This is a genomic window from Halomonas denitrificans (assembly GCF_003056305.1).
GTDB classification, from domain to species: Bacteria; Pseudomonadota; Gammaproteobacteria; order Pseudomonadales; family Halomonadaceae; genus Halomonas; species Halomonas denitrificans.
Map to the genome: position 1 here is coordinate 44,849 of NZ_PYVX01000010.1, position 15,786 is coordinate 60,634.

12 protein-coding genes are annotated in these 15,786 nt (G+C 67.3%); 8 read left to right on the forward strand and 4 right to left on the reverse strand.

Annotated features, from left to right (window positions below; all coding sequences use genetic code 11):
- Window positions 1-4 precede the first annotated feature (4 nt).
- The 3 genes from C9F13_RS17120 (at window position 5) to C9F13_RS17130 (ending at window position 3,688) form a co-directional block, all read left to right on the forward strand.
- A complete protein-coding gene (locus C9F13_RS17120) occupies window positions 5-508 on the forward strand; it encodes a TRAP transporter small permease subunit (protein ID WP_108447459.1) in 504 nt (167 codons plus the stop codon).
- The gene (locus C9F13_RS17125; RefSeq protein ID WP_108447460.1) at window positions 505-1,833 is read left to right on the forward strand and encodes a TRAP transporter large permease; all 1,329 of its coding nucleotides are present in this window, start codon (window positions 505-507) and stop codon (window positions 1,831-1,833) included. The genes C9F13_RS17120 and C9F13_RS17125 overlap by 4 nt, the downstream gene beginning before the upstream one ends.
- A gap of 220 nt (window positions 1,834-2,053) precedes the next feature.
- Entirely contained in the window at window positions 2,054-3,688 is a 1,635-nt protein-coding gene (locus C9F13_RS17130) for an ABC transporter permease (RefSeq protein WP_425432897.1), read from the forward strand.
- On the opposite strand, the gene C9F13_RS17135 is transcribed toward C9F13_RS17130, so the two are convergent.
- Window positions 3,608-4,792 carry an ABC transporter ATP-binding protein gene (locus C9F13_RS17135; RefSeq protein ID WP_108447462.1) on the reverse strand — a complete coding sequence of 395 codons (1,185 nt, stop codon included), beginning with the start codon at window positions 4,790-4,792 and terminating at the stop codon, window positions 3,608-3,610. The genes C9F13_RS17130 and C9F13_RS17135 overlap by 81 nt on opposite strands.
- 235 nt (window positions 4,793-5,027) lie before the next feature.
- Between C9F13_RS17135 and C9F13_RS17140 the strand changes: the two genes are divergently transcribed.
- Entirely contained in the window at window positions 5,028-6,059 is a 1,032-nt protein-coding gene (locus C9F13_RS17140) for a Fe(3+) ABC transporter substrate-binding protein (protein WP_108447463.1), read from the forward strand.
- 106 nt (window positions 6,060-6,165) lie between these two features.
- Here the strand turns inward: C9F13_RS17140 and C9F13_RS17145 are convergent, their stop codons facing one another.
- Both C9F13_RS17145 and polA read right to left on the reverse strand, forming a co-directional pair.
- Window positions 6,166-6,675, reverse strand: a complete 510-nt coding sequence (locus C9F13_RS17145) for a hypothetical protein (RefSeq protein ID WP_157955220.1) — start codon at window positions 6,673-6,675, stop codon at window positions 6,166-6,168.
- Window positions 6,676-6,790: 115 nt separating this feature from the next.
- Window positions 6,791-9,583, reverse strand: a complete 2,793-nt coding sequence (gene polA / locus C9F13_RS17150; protein WP_108447465.1) for a DNA polymerase I — start codon at window positions 9,581-9,583, stop codon at window positions 6,791-6,793.
- 185 nt (window positions 9,584-9,768) lie between these two features.
- Between polA and C9F13_RS17155 the strand changes: the two genes are divergently transcribed.
- The 3 genes from C9F13_RS17155 to speA all read left to right on the forward strand — a co-directional run bounded on the left by C9F13_RS17155 (window position 9,769) and on the right by speA (window position 13,078).
- Window positions 9,769-10,080, forward strand: a complete 312-nt coding sequence (locus C9F13_RS17155) for a DUF2782 domain-containing protein (RefSeq protein WP_108447493.1) — start codon at window positions 9,769-9,771, stop codon at window positions 10,078-10,080.
- A gap of 122 nt (window positions 10,081-10,202) precedes the next feature.
- Window positions 10,203-11,162: a homoserine kinase gene (locus C9F13_RS17160; protein WP_108447466.1), complete on the forward strand. Its 960-nt coding sequence runs from the start codon at window positions 10,203-10,205 to the stop codon at window positions 11,160-11,162.
- Window positions 11,159-13,078 carry a biosynthetic arginine decarboxylase gene (gene speA / locus C9F13_RS17165; protein WP_108447467.1) on the forward strand — a complete coding sequence of 640 codons (1,920 nt, stop codon included), beginning with the start codon at window positions 11,159-11,161 and terminating at the stop codon, window positions 13,076-13,078. The genes C9F13_RS17160 and speA overlap by 4 nt, the downstream gene beginning before the upstream one ends.
- A gap of 91 nt (window positions 13,079-13,169) precedes the next feature.
- On the opposite strand, the gene C9F13_RS17170 is transcribed toward speA, so the two are convergent.
- Window positions 13,170-13,835 carry a fumarylacetoacetate hydrolase family protein gene (locus C9F13_RS17170; RefSeq protein ID WP_108447468.1) on the reverse strand — a complete coding sequence of 222 codons (666 nt, stop codon included), beginning with the start codon at window positions 13,833-13,835 and terminating at the stop codon, window positions 13,170-13,172.
- Window positions 13,836-14,299: 464 nt separating this feature from the next.
- Between C9F13_RS17170 and C9F13_RS17175 the strand changes: the two genes are divergently transcribed.
- Window positions 14,300-15,577, forward strand: a complete 1,278-nt coding sequence (locus C9F13_RS17175; RefSeq protein WP_108447469.1) for a Wzz/FepE/Etk N-terminal domain-containing protein — start codon at window positions 14,300-14,302, stop codon at window positions 15,575-15,577.
- The last annotated feature ends 209 nt before the right edge of the window (window positions 15,578-15,786 follow it).

Here is a 15,786-nt window from a genome sequence, read left to right on the forward strand (position 1 = left end):
CACCATGAACGCCATTGCCAGGGCCATCGACGCCCTCAACGAGGGCTTCGGACGCCTGATCGCGCCGCTGCTCGCCGTGATCACGCTGATCGTGATCTATGACATCGCCATGCGCTTCTTCATCGGACGCCCCAGCGACTGGGCCTTCGACGTGACGAAGATGCTGTTCGGCGCCCATTTCATGCTGATGGCCGCCTTCGGGCTGCGCCATCATGCCCACGTCGAGGTCGACGTGCTCAAGCGCCTGCTCTCGCGCCGCAAGCAGGCGGCCCTCGAACTCCTCGGCTACCTGATCTTCTTCGTGCCCTTCATCTGGATGCTGCTGACCCTCGGCTGGGCGTTCTTCGAACGCTCCTTCAGCCGCGGCGAGACCACCTACGGCATGATGGCCATCCCGGTCTATCCGGTGAAGGGCGTGATCGTGGTCGCCGCCGCCCTGCTGCTGCTGCAGGCCATCGCCATCGTCATCCGCGCCGTGCAGGCGCTGGGCAAGGAGACCCCCGCATGAGCGCCGAGATGCTCACCCTGTTCATGTTCGGCGGCCTGCTGGTCGGCCTCTTCATGGGCCACCCGCTGGCCTTCGTGCTCGGCGGCGTCGCCGTGCTCGGCGCCTGGTTCGGGCCCGGCGCCAATACGCTGGGCATCCTGATCAACAACATCTACGGCAACGCCATGGACAACTACGTCCTGGTGGCCATCCCGCTGTTCATCCTGATGGCGCGCTTCCTCAACGACTCCGGCGTCACCGAGAAGATGTTCGAGTCGATGCGCCTGCTGCTGGCCAACCTGCGCGGCGGCCTGGCCCTCACGGTCGTCGTGGTCTCGGTGCTGCTGGCCGCCACCACCGGCATCGTCGGCGCCTCCATCGCGGTGATGGGCATGATCGCCCTGGTGCCGATGCTGAACTACGGCTACAACAAGCAGCTCAGCACCGGCGTGATCATGGCCAGCGGCTGCCTCGGCATCCTGATCCCGCCGAGCATCATGCTGATCCTGATGGCCAGCTACTCGCCGGTCTCGGTGGGCGCGCTGTTCGCCGGCGCCCTGGTGCCGGGCCTGCTGCTCGGCGCGATGTACGCCCTCTACGTGCTGGTGATCTGCCACCTCAAGCCGGAGTACGGCCCCCTGGTGCCGGCCGAGGAGCGTGCCGAGGTCTCCACCGGCGAGCTTCTGAAGATGCTGGGCAAGTACGTGCTGCCGCCGATGGCGCTGATCCTCGGCGTGCTCGGCTCGCTGTTCACCGGCATCGCCACCGCCACCGAGGCCTCGGCCATCGGCGTCTTCATCGCCTTCCTGCTGTTCCTGATCTTCGGTGATCGCAAGGCGTCCACCTGCTACCGCACCCTGATCGAGGCCAGCAAGACCACCACCATGGTGATGCTGGTGCTGGTGGGGGCCACCGCCTTCACCGGGGTGTTCTCCATCGGTGGCGGCATGGAGGTGATCCACGAGGTGGTGATGGCGATGCCCGGCGGCACCACCGGAGCGCTGATCCTGATGCTCTTCCTGGTCTTCATCCTGGGCATGTTCCTGGACTGGACCGGCATCGTGCTGCTGAGCTTCCCGATCATGCTGCCGATCGTCGAGAGCATGGGCATCGACGTGCTGTGGTTCGTGGTGATGGTGGCCGTGGTGCTGCAGACTTCGTTCCTCACGCCACCCTTCGGCTACGCGCTCTTCTACCTCAAGGGCGTGGCCCCCAAGGGGGTCGAGACCCTCGACCTCTACAAGGCGGTGATCCCCTTCGTGGCGCTGATCGTGCTGGCCTGCCTGCTGATGGCCGTCTTCCCGAGCCTGGTGACCGGCCTGCCGTCGCTGCTGATCGGCTACTGAGCCGTCCCCTTCCCACCCCGGGCTCGGCCCTCGACGCCCGCCGCTTCCCGAGCGGCGGGCGTCCTGCTTGATCGGCGTCATGCCGAGCGTGGCTGCAGTCGTGACGGCCGGCTGATACAATTCTCAGCCGCAAGTTTCTCGCATCCCTGTAGCCCTCCCGGCACGGAAGGAGACTCCGTTGACCAGTCCGGCCAGTTCCCGCGCCCGCACGCCTTCCCGCCTGTCGCTGCCCCTGAACCTCTGGAACGCACTGACCATCGGCATCGCCCTGATCGTGGCGCTGCCGGTCCTCGTGGTGCTGACGCACCTGTTCATGCCCACCGACGGCATCTGGCAGCACCTGGGCAGCACCGTGCTGCCCCGCTACCTCGGCAACACCCTCTTCCTGGTGGTGACCGTGGGGCTTGGCACCTTCGTCATCGGCACCGGCACCGCCTGGCTGGTGGTGATGTGCCGCTTCCCGGGACGCCGGCTCTTCGAGTGGGGGCTGCTGCTGCCGCTGGCGGTGCCGACCTACGTGATCGCCTACGCCTACACCGACTTCCTGCAGTACGCCGGTCCCATCCAGACCTGGCTGCGCGAGACCTTCGGCTGGTCGGCGGGCGACTACTTCTTCCCGGACATCCGCTCGCTGTGGGGCGCCGCGACCCTGATCACCCTGGTGCTCTACCCCTACGTCTACATGCTGGCGCGGGCGGCCTTCCTGGAGCAGTCGGTGTGCGTGCTGGACGTGGGGCGCACCCTGGGCCGCGGGCCCTGGCGGCTGTTCACCAGCGTGGCCCTGCCGCTGGCGCGCCCGGCGATCGTCGGCGGGGTGTCGCTGGCGCTGATGGAGACCCTCAACGAGTTCGGCGCGGTGCAGTACTTCGGCGTCGACACCTTCACCACCGGCATCTATCGCACCTGGTTCGGCATGGGCGAGCAGGTGGCCGCGGCCCAGCTCGCCGCCTGCCTGCTGGCCTTCGTCATCGCCCTGGTGCTGCTCGAGCGCTGGTCCCGGGGCAAGCGGCGCTACTTCCACACCACCGGCCGCTACCAGCAGATGCCCGAGTTCGCGCTCCACGGCGGACGCGCCTGGGCCGCGACCCTGGCCTGCCTCACCCCGGTGCTGCTCGGCTTCCTGATCCCCAGCGGCCTGCTGGGCTACCTCTCCGTCCAGGGCGGCGACGCGCTGTTCGGCGCCGCCTTCCTGGAGTTCGCCGGCAACAGCCTGCTGCTGGCGGCGCTCGCATCAATAGTGGCCGTGAGCCTGGCGCTGCTGCTCAGCTACGGGGCGCGGCTCAACCCCGGGCGCATCACACGGGTGGCCACGCGGGTGGCGGCCATGGGCTATGCGGTGCCGGGCTCGGTGGTGGCGGTGGGCATCCTGATCCCCTTCGTGTGGCTGGATCACCAGATCAACGACTTCATGAAGGGGCAGTTCGGCATGGTGGTGGGGCTGCTGCTCAGCGGCTCGGCGTTCATCCTGATCTACGCCTACCTGGTGCGCTTCCTGGCGGTCTCCTTCAACGCCATCGAGGCGAGCCTCGGCAAGGTGACGCCGAGCATGGACGCGGCCTCGCGGACCCTGGGTCAGACGGCGGGCGGCACCCTGCGCAAGGTGCACACGCCGATCATGCGCGGCAGCCTGATCGCCGCCGGCATCCTGGTCTTCGTCGACGTGATGAAGGAGCTGCCGGCCACGGTGATCCTGCGCCCCTTCAACTTCGACACCCTGGCCATCCGCGCCCACAGCCTGGCCGCCGACGAGCGCCTGGCCGAGGCCTCGACCTCGTCACTGGCCATCGTGGCAGTAGGCATCATCCCGGTGATCCTGCTCAGCGTCGCCATGCGCCGCTCCCGCCCCGGCAGCTGAGGCCTCCTCGACGGGGAAGACGAACACCTGGGAGTCGTCCAGGCCGATCATGATCGGCTGGCCCTCCCGGGGCAGGAAGACCCCCGGAGCCCGGGCGTGCAGGTGGGCCTCCTCGCCGTCGGCGGTATGGGCGCAGATGTGCAGCAGGCTGGTGCGGCCCAGCAGCTTGGCCATGATGATATGGCTGTGGTGATGCTCGGGCGGCTCGTTGAGCGGCACGACCCGCAGCGCCTCGGGACGGATCATCACCCGCACCAGGCTGCCGTCGGGCAGCCCGCCCGCGGAGACGTCGCCCACCGGGGTCGCCACCTGGCCATCCTGCACCCGCCCCTCGAGCTCGTTGACCTCGCCGAAGAAGGTGACCACGAAGGGGTCGGCCGGGGTGCAGTAGAGCTCCAGCGGGGTGCCGGCCTGGACCACCCGCCCCTCGCGCATCAGCACGATGCGATCGGCCATGAACATGGCCTCCTCGGGGTCGTGGGTGACCAGCAGCACGCCGGTGCCCACCTTCTTCAGCACGTGCAGGGTGTCGTCGCGGATGCGATCGCGCAGGCGGGCATCGAGGCTCGAGAAGGGCTCGTCGAGCAGCATCAGCTGCGGCGAGGGCGCCAGGGCTCGGGCCAGGGCGATGCGCTGCTGCTGGCCGCCCGAGAGCATGTGCGGGAAGACCCGCGCGTAGCGCTCCATGCCGAGCAGCTCGAGCAGCTCGTAGGCCCGGCGCCGGCGCTGCTGGGCGGGCAGCGACTCGAGGCCGAAGGCCACATTGTCGAGCACCGAGAGGTGCGGGAAGAGCGCCGAGTCCTGGAAGGCCAGGCCGACGTTGCGCTTCTCCGGCGGCACGTGGCTGCGCCCCTCGCCCATCGACTCGCCGCCCAGCGCCACGCGCCCCTGCTGCACCCGCTCGAGCCCCGCGGCGATGCGCAGCAGGGTGGACTTGCCGCAGCCCGAGGGGCCCAGCAGGCAGACGATCTCGCCCGGCTTGACGTCGAGAGAGACGTCCTCGACGGCCAGGTGCTGCTGGTAGGCATGGCGGATCTGGTGCATGGCGAGCACCGGGGCGGTGCCGGCCGGCGCGTCTGGCGTGTGGGTCGATTGGCTGGTCATGGGGTCTCGACTGCCGATTGAGAGTGTCTGGCCAACATGGTAACGCGAAAGCCTCCCGAATGCGTTGTACTATCGCTCGCATCCCGACGCCAGCCTCCCGGGGGTTACTCGCCACCTGATCTGGATCAGATCTCCCGCACCCCGGGCTTGACGGCGGATGACGGAGGGGCTTCAATGGCGAAAGTTTAATGTTAAGCATTATCATTTCAGACCACGCCATCCACGAGGATCCCCCATGTCGCTGCATCGTCGTACCGCCCTGCCCCTCGCCGCCCTGGTGGCCGGCTCCGCTCTGGCCACCCAGGCCACCGCCGCCGAGGAGCTCAACATCTACTCGGCCCGCCACTACGACTCCGACGCGGCGCTCTACGCGGCCTTCACCGAGGAGACCGGCATCGAGGTCAACGTGCTGGAGGGCGACTCCGACCAGCTGATCCAGCGCCTCAAGCTCGAGGGCGAGGCGGGCCCCGCCGACGTGCTGATCACCGTCGACGCCGGCCGCCTGTGGCGCGGCGAGCACGAGGACGTCTTCAAAAGCGTCGAGTCCGAGGTGCTCAACGAGCGTCTGCCGGCCCACATGCGCCACCCCGAGGGCAAGTGGTTCGGCTTCAGCCAGCGCGTGCGGGCGCTGTTCATCGACCCCACCGCGGTGGATGCCGATGAGGTCAGCCGCTACGAGGACCTGGCCGACCCGGCCCTCGAGGGCGAGGTGTGCATCCGCTCCTCGAACAACATCTACAACCAGTCGCTGCTGGCCTCGATGATCGCCCATCACGGCGAGGAAGAGGCCGAGGCGTGGGCCGAAGGCGTGGTCGCCAACTTCGCGCGCGACCCCGAGGGCGGCGACACCGACCAGATCCGCGGCGTGGCCAGCGGCGAGTGCAGCGTCGCCGTGGCCAACCACTACTACTACGTGCGCCTGCTCAACTCCGACAACGAGGCCGACCGCGAGGTCGCCGAGAAGGTCGAGATCGTCTTCCCCAACCAGGACGATCGCGGCGCGCACATCAACGTGGGCGGTGCCGGCGTGGTGAAGGGCGCGCCCAACGAGGAGAACGCCGTGCGCTTCCTCGAGTTCCTCGCCTCCGACGAGGCCCAGGCCCTGTTCGCCACCGGCAACTACGAGTTCCCGGCGGTCGAAAGCGCCGAGCTCGACGGCGTCCTCGCCTCCTGGGGCGACTTCAAGAAGGACGACCTGAACGTCAGCGTGCTGGGCGAGAACAACCCGGAAGCGGTGCGCATCTTCGATCGGGCCGGCTGGCGCTAAGCCTCCCCCGTCACGGCGCTACGCAGGCAACATAGCCGGCGCCGAAAACGACAAAGGCCCGCGGCACTGCCGCGGGCCTTTGTCGTTGTGCCGGAGAAGACCGGGCTCAGGCGTCGTCGGGGCGCGGCGCGGCGTCCGCGGCGTTCTGGAAGACGCCGAGGGTGCCCATGCGCCGCCCGCGGTCGTTGAGGAAGGTCTCCAGGGTCACCACCGCGTCCTGCCCCTCGCGGGTGAACTCGAGGCGATCGGCCGTGGTGCGCCGCGACTGCCAGCCCTCGCCGAGGCACTGGACCACCGCCTCGCCGCCCTTGACCAGGGCGCCGCGGGGATCGTCGCTCTCCAGCGGGCCAAAGCAGAGGTAGTGGTCGGGCCGCCGGGCCGAGGTGATCACGCAGGCGTCATGGAAGGCCTGGGTATCGGTCTGCCAGGTGCGGGTCAGGCGGGTGGTCTCCAGGCGCCCCTTGATCGCGTCGAAGCCGCCCTCGGCGCTCGCCACCGCGCGGTTCAGGGCCCCGCAGTCGAACAGCTCCGCCGCGGGCGGCGTCGCCTGGCTCGCACACCCGGCGAGCAGCAGCACCCCCGCGCCCGCCAGCCAACTCCTCATCGTCCTTCGCATCCTCGTCTCCTTGATGGATTCGGGCCGATCCGGCCCGGATACAGGCACCATAGCACTCCGCGGCCGCGCCCTCTCGCCGGCGCGGGGTGCTCCGATGCCGGCGCCCCAGGCGCCGTCAGTGCGCCTCGTCCCAGTTGATGCCGCTCTCGGCCTCGACGATCAGCGCCACGTCGAGCTCGGCGGCCGCCTGCATGCGCGCCTTCACCTCGTCGATGAAGGCCTCGACCTGCGCCTCGGCCACCTCGAAGACCAGCTCGTCGTGGACCTGCATCACCATCACGGCGTCGAAGGCCTCGCCGGCGAGCCAGGCGTCCACGTCGATCATGGCGCGCTTGATGATGTCCGCCGCGGTGCCCTGCATGGGCGCATTGATGGCGGTGCGCTCGGCGCCCTGGCGACGCGCGCGGTTCTGGGAGTGGATCTCCGGCAGGTAGAGGCGTCGGCCGAACACCGTCTCGACGAAGCCGTCCTCGGCAGCCTGGGCGCGGATGCGCTCCATGTAGCGGGCGACGCCCGGGTAGCGGTCGAAGTAGCGGTCGATGTAGGTCCTGGCCTGGCTCTGCTCGATGTTGAGCTGGCGGCCGAGCCCCCAGGCGCTCATGCCGTAGATCAGCCCGAAGTTGATCGCCTTGGCGCTGCGACGCTGATCGCCGGTGACCTTCTCCAGCGCCACGCCGAACACCTCGGCGGCGGTGGCGGCGTGGATGTCGCGACCCTCGGCGAAGGCCTCGAGCAGCCCCTTGTCGCCGGAGAGGTGCGCCATGATGCGCAGCTCGATCTGGGAGTAGTCGGCGGCGACGATGCGATAGCCCGGCCGGGCCACGAAGGCCTGGCGGATGCGCCGCCCCTCCTCGGTGCGGATGGGGATGTTCTGCAGGTTGGGGTCCGACGAGGAGAGCCGGCCGGTGGCCGTGACGGCCTGGTGGTAGCTGGTGTGCAGGCGCCCGGTGGCCTTGTTGACCAGCCGCGGCAGCTTGTCGGTGTAGGTGGACTTCAGCTTGGCGAGCCCGCGGTGCTCGATGATCACCTTGGGCAGCGGGTAGTCCAGCGCCAGCTCCTCGAGCACCGCCTCGGCGGTGGAGGGCGCCCCCTTGGGCGTCTTCTTGATCACCGGGATCTTCTGCTCCTCGAAGAGGATCTGGCCGAGCTGCTTGGGCGAGCCGAGGTTGAACTCGCGACCGGCGAGTTCGTGGGCGCGGCGCTCCAGCTCGCCGATGCGAGTCTCGAGCTCCTGGCTCTGAGCGTGCAGCCGCTCGGGGTCGAGCGCCACGCCGGTGCGCTCCATGCGCGAGAGCACCGGGATCAGCGGCCGCTCGAGGGTGTCGAGGACCTCGGCCAGGCGCCCCTCGGCCTCGAGGCGCGGCCGCAGCAGCCGGTGCAGGCGCAGGGTGATGTCGACGTCCTCGCAGGCGTAGGGCGCGGCCTGCTCCAGGGCGATCTGGTTGAAGGTGAGCTGCTTGGCCCCCTTGCCGGCGATCTCCTCGAAGGAGATCGTCTTCTCGCCCAGGTACTTCAGCGCCAGCGAGTCCATGTCGTGGCGGGTCGCGGTGGAGTCGAGCACGTAGGAGGCCAGCATGGTGTCCTCCAGCGGCCCGGCCACCGTGATGCCGACATTGGCCAGCACCGAGATGTCGTACTTGAGGTTCTGGCCGATCTTGGTGCGCCGCTCGTCTTCCCAGAGCGGGCGCAGGGCCTCGAGGACGGCGTCGCGGTCGAGCTGCGCCGGGGCGTCGAGGTAGTCGTGGGCGAGCGGGATATAGGCCGCCTCGCCCGGCTCGAGGGCGAGCCCCACGCCGACCACCTGGGCCTCCATGTAGTTGAGGCTGGTGGTCTCCAGGTCGAAGCAGAAGGCGTCGCTCGCCGTCAGGCGCTCGAGCCAGGCATCGAGCTCGGCCTGCTCGAGGATGACGTGATCCTCGCGCCGGGCGCCCTCGCTTGCCGCGCCCTCGCCGCCCTCACCGCCCTCGTCGCTCTCACCGCCCTTGGCCGGCGCCGGCGTGCCGCCGGCGACATCGTCGACGCCCTCGTGCCGACCCTCCAGCAGCTCCGAGAGCCAGCCCTGGAACTCCAGCCGGCGATAGAGTTCGACCAGCGCCTCGCGGTCGGGATGGGCGATGTCCAGGTCGTCGAGGCCCACCGGCAGCTCGCAGTCGGTCTTGATGGTGGCGAGCTCGAAGGAGAGGAAGGCCTGGTCGCGGTGCTCCTCGAGCTTCTTGGGCAGCGTCTTGGCGCCGCGAAAGCCCAGCGTCTTGACCTTCTCCAGGTCGCCGTAGACGGTCTCGAGGCCGCCCTCCATGCCCTGCAAGAGGCCCAGCGCCGTCTTCTCGCCGACGCCCGGCACGCCGGGGATGTTGTCGACCTTGTCGCCCATCAGCGCCAGGAAGTCGATGATCCGCTCCGGGGGCAGGCCGAACTTCTCCTTGACGCCGTCGACGTCCAGGGTCTCGTCCTTCATGGTGTTGACCAGCGTGATATGGGCATTGACCAGCTGGGCCATGTCCTTGTCGCCGGTGGAGATCACCGCGTCGCGGCCGGCCTCGGTGGCGCGGCGCGCCAGGGTGCCGATGACGTCGTCGGCCTCCACCCCCTCGATGCACAGCAGCGGCAGCCCCAGCGCGCGCACGCAGTCGTGCAGCGGCTTCACCTGGGAGCGCAGGTCATCGGGCATCGGCGGGCGATGGGCCTTGTACTCCTCGAACAGCTCGTCGCGGAAGGTCTTGCCGGGGGCGTCGAAGACCACCGCCATGGGGCTGTCGGGATAGTCCTTGATCAGCCGCTTGAGCATGTTGAGCACCCCCTTGATCGCCCCGGTGGGCTGCCCCTCGGAGGTGGTCAGCGGCGGCAGGGCGTGGAAGGCGCGGTAGAGATAGGAAGAACCGTCGACGAGAACGATGGGCGTGTCGGCCATGTATCGGCATCCATTGAGGCGTGGCGTGATGAGTTGCTGGCCATCCATGATACGCATTGCCGCCGCGTTTTGCCGCGCATGGTAGGCCGGGCGGCCATGAGCCCTTACACTGGAGTTACCACCGGGGCGCCCGAGGTGGAGTGATCGTGGAGGCGACCCCGATTCCTTCGGCACTGGAGGCCATCATGAAGAAGATCCTGCGCAGCGACGCGCCCGTCTCGAGACTCGCCCTGGCCCTGGCCACCGTCCTGGCGCTCTCCGTCAGTGCCGGCGCGCTCGCCCAGTCGGCCGGCGACCTCGAGCCGGACATCACCATCCGCGAGGAGGAGGATCGCACGATCCGCGAGTACCGGGTCAACGGCGAGCTCTACGCCATCGAGATCCAGCCCTTCGCCGGCCCCTCCTACTATCTCGTCGACCACGACGGCGACGGCGACTTCGAGCGCCGCGAGGGGGACCGCATCGCCGTGCCCCAGTGGGTGCTGAAGACCTTCTGATCCCTCGGCCGCCCCGCCGCCGTTTCGTGGCCTCGCCATCTCCCTCGCCGCGGCCGGGGCGCGTGCATCGAAGGGCCAAGTCGCTACAATAGGCGGCTTGGCATTTCCCGGGCGAGAGACACATGGCCGTATTCACACCGCTTACCGACCCTCAGGTCGCCGAGTTCCTCAGCCGCTTCGACGCCGGCTCGCTGGTCTCCGTCGAGGGCGTGCCCGCCGGCACCGAGAACAGCACCTTCTTCGTCACCACCGACCGGCGCGAGCTGGTGCTGACCCTGTTCGAGCAGGGCGAGCACGAGGAGCTGCCGTTCTTCGTCGATCTGCTCGACTACCTGGACGAGCACCGCCTGCCGGTCCCGGGCCCCCTCCACGATCGCGACGGCGTGGCCCTGCACACCCTGGCCGACAAGCCGGCGCTGCTGTTCCCCCGGCTGCCCGGCAAGCACCCCAAGGCGCCGAACCTCGCCCAGTGCCGCGAGCTGGGCGACGCCCTGGGGCGCATGCACGCGGTCTCCCGGCACTTCCCCGGCCACCGGCCCAACCCCCGGGACCTGCACTGGCTGCTGCCCATGCACCACAAGGTGCTGGTCTATCTGTCGCCGGAGGACCAGGCGCTGATGAAGGACGAGGTCGAGACCTACCAGGGCTTCTTCGGCGACTCGCCGGACCTGCCCCAGGGCGCGCTGCACGGCGACCTGTTCCGCGACAACACCCTGTTCGACGGGGATCGCCTGGGCGGGCTGATCGACTTCTACAACGGCTGCACCGGTGACCTGCTGTTCGACCTGGCTATCGTCATCAACGACTGGGCCACCGAGCCCGACGGCCGACTGGACCCGGCTCGCCACGACGCCCTCCTCAAGGCCTACCAGACGCGCCGGCCGCTCACCGCCGCCGAGCGCGAGGCCTGGCCGATGATGCTGCGCCTGACCGCGCTGCGCTACTGGCTCTCCCGGCTGCTGGTGGTCTATGTCGATCCGCCGGCCCACGACCTCACGCCCCACGACCCCGACCAGTTCCGCACCGTTCTCAAGGCGCGCCTGGAGCACGGTGCCCTGCCGCTACCGGAAGGAGACGCATGAGTCAGCCCAAGAGCAAGGCCGGACCGGCCCAGCAGGCGCGCCGCACCTGGAACATCGACCAGTGGGGCAGCGGCTACTTCGACGTCAACGACGACGGCCAGGCCCTGGTGCGTCCGCTGGGCAGCGACGACGACGGCCCCGCCCTGCCCCTGCAGCCGCTGGTCCACAAGCTGCGCGAGGCCGGCCTGCGCCTGCCGGTGCTGGTGCGCTTCACCGACATCCTGCATGACCGGGTCGAGCAGCTCTGCGCCGCCTTCGACACCGCCATGCAGGAAGAGGCCTTCGCGGGCGGCTACACCGCCGTCTACCCGATCAAGGTCAACCAGCAGCGCCGGGTGGTCGAGTCGATCCTCGGCACCTACGAGCGCGGCCGCGGCCGCGTGGGCCTCGAGGCCGGCAGCAAGCCGGAGCTGCTGGCGGTGCTCGCGCTCTCCGCCGATGGCTCCTCGCTGATCGTCTGCAACGGCTACAAGGATCGCGAGTACATCCGCCTGGCGCTGATGGGCGAGAAGATCGGCCACCGGGTCTACCTGGTGGTGGAGAAGCTCTCGGAGCTGCCGCTGATCCTCGAGGAGGCGCGCCGCCTCGGCGTCACCCCGCGCATCGGCCTGCGCGCCCGGCTCTCCTCGGTGGGCCGCGGCCGCTGGCAGGACACCGGCGGCGAGAAGTCCAAGTTCGGCCTCACCGCCAGCCAGATCCTCTCCGTGGTGAAGCAGCTCCGCGAGGCCGAGGCCCTGGAGAGCCTGCAGCTGGTGCACTTCCACCTCGGCTCGCAGATCGCCAACATCCGCGACATCCAGCGCGGCCTGCGCGAGTGCGCCCGCTTCTACCAGAGCCTGGTGGAGCTGGGCGCCCCGGTGGACACCGTGGACGTCGGCGGGGGCCTCGGCATCGACTACGAGGGCACCCGCTCGCGCAGCTTCTGCTCGGCCAACTACTCGATGCTCGAGTACGCCCGCAACGTGGTGGCGGCCTTCGCCCAGGCCTGCGCCGAGCAGGAGCTGCCCCAGCCGCACATCATCAGCGAGTCCGGCCGCGCCCTGACCGCCCACCACGCGGTGCTGATCTCCAACGTGATCGGCGAGGAGCGGGTCAGCCACCACTCCCCCGAGCGCCGGGTGCAGGATGAGCCCCAGGTCGACGAGCTGTGGCGGGTCCACGACCTGCTCCACGAGCGCGCCGAGCCCCGCGGCCTGGTGGAGGCCTGGCACGACCTGGTGCACGCCATGGGCGAGCTCCAGGAGCGATTCGTGATGGGCATGACCGACATCGACGCCCGCGCCGAGGGCGAGAGCGTCTACTTCGCCGCCTGCGCGCGGCTGCGCGGCCTGCTCGACAACCGCAACCGCGCCCACCGCGAGATCAGCGACGAGCTGGCCGAGAAGCTCGCCGACAAGCTGTTCGTCAACTTCTCGCTGTTCCAGTCGGTGCCCGACGTCTGGGGTATCCAGCAGATCTTCCCGGTGCTGCCGCTGGAGGGCCTGCACCGCGGCCCCGAGCGGCGCGGCGTGATCCAGGACATCACCTGCGACTCCGACGGGCGCATCGACGGCTACGTCGACGGCCAGGGGGTCGAGACCACCCTGCCGCTGCCCGAGTGGCGCGAGGGCGAGGAGAAGCTGCTGGGCTTCTTCCTGGTGGGCGCCTACCAGGAGATCCTCGGCGACCTGCACAACCTGTTCGGCGATACCGACTCCGCGGACGCCGCCCTGACCGCCGACGGCGACTGGTCGATCAGCCAGGTCCAGCAGGGCGACCGGGTGGCCGACGTGCTGGGCTACGTCAACTTCGACGTCTCGGCCCTGCGCGAGCACCTCGCCGAGCAGCTCTCCCGCAGCGGCCTCGACGAGGCCCAGCAGCAGGCCTTCCTCGACGACCTCTCTGACGGGCTCGAGGGCTACACCTACCTCGAGTAGGGAGGCACCGGCCAGGCGCCGACCGCCCCGACACGACAACGCCCCGCGGCCTTGGCCGCGGGGCGTTGTCGTTGGTGCCGAGGTCGAACGCTCACGCCACCACGCGGGTCGTGACCTCCAGGCCGCCGGCGAGGGAGAAGGCGAGCGTCGCGCCCCGGGGCAGCGGGCCGACGCCGGCCGGGGTGCCGGTGAGCACCACGTCGCCGGGCTGCAGGGAGAAATGGCGGCTCATCTCCGCCAGCAGCGCCGGCACCGGGAAGAGCATGTCCGAGCCGCGGCCGTGCTGGCGGACCTCGCCGTCCACCTCGAGGGTGAAGGAGAGCGACGCCCAGTCGGGCACCTCGGCAAGCGGCAGGAAGGCCGAGAGCGGGCAAGCGCCGTCGAAGGCCTTGGCGACCTCCCAGGGATGCCCCTTCTCCTTCAGGCGCGCCTGCACGTCGCGCTGGGTCAGGTCCAGCGCCAGCCCGAGACCGAGGACGGCCCGCTCGGCCTGCTCCGGCGTGGCGTTCGAGAGCGTCTCACCGATCAGCAGCGCCAGCTCCGTCTCGTAGTGCACCTCGCCCCGGGCGAAGGGCGCCTCGATCGGCGCCTCCAGCGACACGGCGGCGGTCGCCGGCTTGATGAACAGCAGGGGCTCGCTCGGCACCGGGTTGTCCAGCTCCCGGGCGTGCTCGGCGTAGTTGCGGCCGACGCAGACGATCTTGCCGAGCGGCTCGGCGAACGGCCGGCCATCGGTGAAACGGGGCACGAAGCGCATGGGGACTCCTCTCCTTCTGGTGGGTGCCGGGGCGGTCGGGCGACCGGCATTTCAGTCTACCGAAGCCGGCCTCGGGGTCCAGTGCACCGAACTCGTCTAACGTCGAGGCCGCCCAGGACAGTCCAACCAGAACCTCCAGTTTTTCTTAGGAGAGTGATACAATCGAATCTATAAAAATTACTAATGTTTAATAAATTGCGCAGGAAGACCATGAAAACCCCACACCCTGTAACCGTATTAAAAGCGTCGCTACTTCTCCCAGCCGCCTTATCAATACCCGGCTTTGCCTTGATATACCAAAAGATGTGGCCATCTTTAGCGTGCTTCGCTTTCGTGAACGCACTTCTTGGACTCGCTGCATACACATACGGCAGCTACGAGCGGGACGCCGCGTTGATTCTTATCATCACCCTTCATTTTCTATCCCTTTCCTATGTCGCCATCTCTAAAACCGGGAGCATGTCATGAACGCACCTGCACACTATCACCCTGCCCATGAGCAGAGTGATGAAATAGACCTCAGGGATATTGCCGTTGCGATTTATGAGGGGTGGATGTGGATAGCCATCAGCATCTTTTCCTGTGTTGCGGCAGGAGCACTCTATATTTTCGCCTCCACCCCACAATATTCTACCGATATTACGTTCGCCCCAACCCCGGAGGGCTTACATGCGCTCGACAGCGTGCCCGGAACGAGTTATCAAGAGCTAGAGGCTTTTAAGGAGCTGAGCCAGCTGCTCTCCAGTTACGAAAACTTCAAGTCTTATTATGAAGAAACCCCTGACTCCATCAGCCTGGAGAAAGCGGGAGACCGACTGCATGATGACCAGCTGAGACAATTCTTTTTCGACAATATCGCTTTGAGCTCACCGTCAGACAACAATGCCGATTCTTCACGCAGCATTTCACTCAACTACAGAGACTCGATTGATGGCCCCCAGCTGCTTAATGATTACTTCAAATGGACTGAAGACAAATATATCCAGACCCTAACCGAAAGGGCCAAGCGCACCGTCGACAGCGCTATTGAGAAAAACGCAGCTACCATGGCTGCTCACTTGGCATCGGCAAAGGAAAGTGCGAAAGCCAGAATCAGCCGCCTCAGAGAGCAAGACCAGATACGAATCGCTGAACTCGAGGACCGACTTCAGGCTGAAAAGCAATCCATCATTTCTTCACGCGAAGAACGCATTAGAGTTTTGCAAAACGCAGAGCAAATCGCTTCACGCCTAGGCATTGAGAAGCCAACCACTCCGGCGGCTTTTGGCCGGCAGTCAGCGAATCAAGACATTATCTATGCCGAGATAAACTCCCAGGATGGCGTCCCCCTCTATTTCATGGGGACGGCCGCGCTTCGCGCCGAAAAAGAGGTTATAGAAGCCAACCTGAATGAAGAGGTGAAAACAGCTGAGATTCGTGAAATCGAGAAACAGCTTCAACAACTAAGCAACAACCAGACAATTGAAGCGCTACAGGAGCGAGAGGATTTTTCGGCCTTCTCCGAAGAGTACAATGATCTTAAAAACCAGAACGAGATTTTGGCTTCCATCGTGATCCTCGAGGATGAACTGGATATTGCCACTACGATCCACTGGGCATATCAACCCAGATCTCCCGACTCCCCTAGAGGCACCTTGATCATCGCGCTCTCCCTAGTGCTTGGCGGAATGCTTGGCGTAATCCTGTTGTTCATCTCGCGATTCGCGATTAGCGTCAAGCACTACAGAAAAACCAGCCTCTAAGTAGATATGGCCGTGTCATAACACGGCCATTATCGCCAAGTGCTTACTTCCTAACCCGCGACCAAAAACTCCACGAGCAAAGCGGAAAACGTTTTCACCAGAAACTAGAGGGGGATATCCCCCTCTGCCTCAAGGCTGGAGCAGCTTCCCCGTTAAGAATGTCACCCAGACTCATGGGAGTGATCATGGAGCAGCGCTTCAGGCGTCGC

What these genes read in the sequence shown, in the direction of transcription:
- C9F13_RS17120 (WP_108447459.1), top strand. Translation starts at nt 5, where the DNA reads ATGAACGCCATTGCCAGGGCCATCGACGCCCTCAACGAGGGCTTCGGA.
- C9F13_RS17125 (WP_108447460.1), top strand. Translation starts at nt 505, where the DNA reads ATGAGCGCCGAGATGCTCACCCTGTTCATGTTCGGCGGCCTGCTGGTC.
- C9F13_RS17155 (WP_108447493.1), top strand. Translation starts at nt 9,769, where the DNA reads ATGAAGAAGATCCTGCGCAGCGACGCGCCCGTCTCGAGACTCGCCCTG.
- speA (WP_108447467.1), top strand. Translation starts at nt 11,159, where the DNA reads ATGAGTCAGCCCAAGAGCAAGGCCGGACCGGCCCAGCAGGCGCGCCGC.
- C9F13_RS17170 (WP_108447468.1), bottom strand. Translation starts at nt 13,835, where the DNA reads ATGCGCTTCGTGCCCCGTTTCACCGATGGCCGGCCGTTCGCCGAGCCG.
- C9F13_RS17135 (WP_108447462.1), bottom strand. Translation starts at nt 4,792, where the DNA reads ATGACCAGCCAATCGACCCACACGCCAGACGCGCCGGCCGGCACCGCC.
- C9F13_RS17140 (WP_108447463.1), top strand. Translation starts at nt 5,028, where the DNA reads ATGTCGCTGCATCGTCGTACCGCCCTGCCCCTCGCCGCCCTGGTGGCC.
- C9F13_RS17160 (WP_108447466.1), top strand. Translation starts at nt 10,203, where the DNA reads ATGGCCGTATTCACACCGCTTACCGACCCTCAGGTCGCCGAGTTCCTC.
- C9F13_RS17175 (WP_108447469.1), top strand. Translation starts at nt 14,300, where the DNA reads ATGAACGCACCTGCACACTATCACCCTGCCCATGAGCAGAGTGATGAA.
- polA (WP_108447465.1), bottom strand. Translation starts at nt 9,583, where the DNA reads ATGGCCGACACGCCCATCGTTCTCGTCGACGGTTCTTCCTATCTCTAC.
- C9F13_RS17145 (WP_157955220.1), bottom strand. Translation starts at nt 6,675, where the DNA reads ATGCGAAGGACGATGAGGAGTTGGCTGGCGGGCGCGGGGGTGCTGCTG.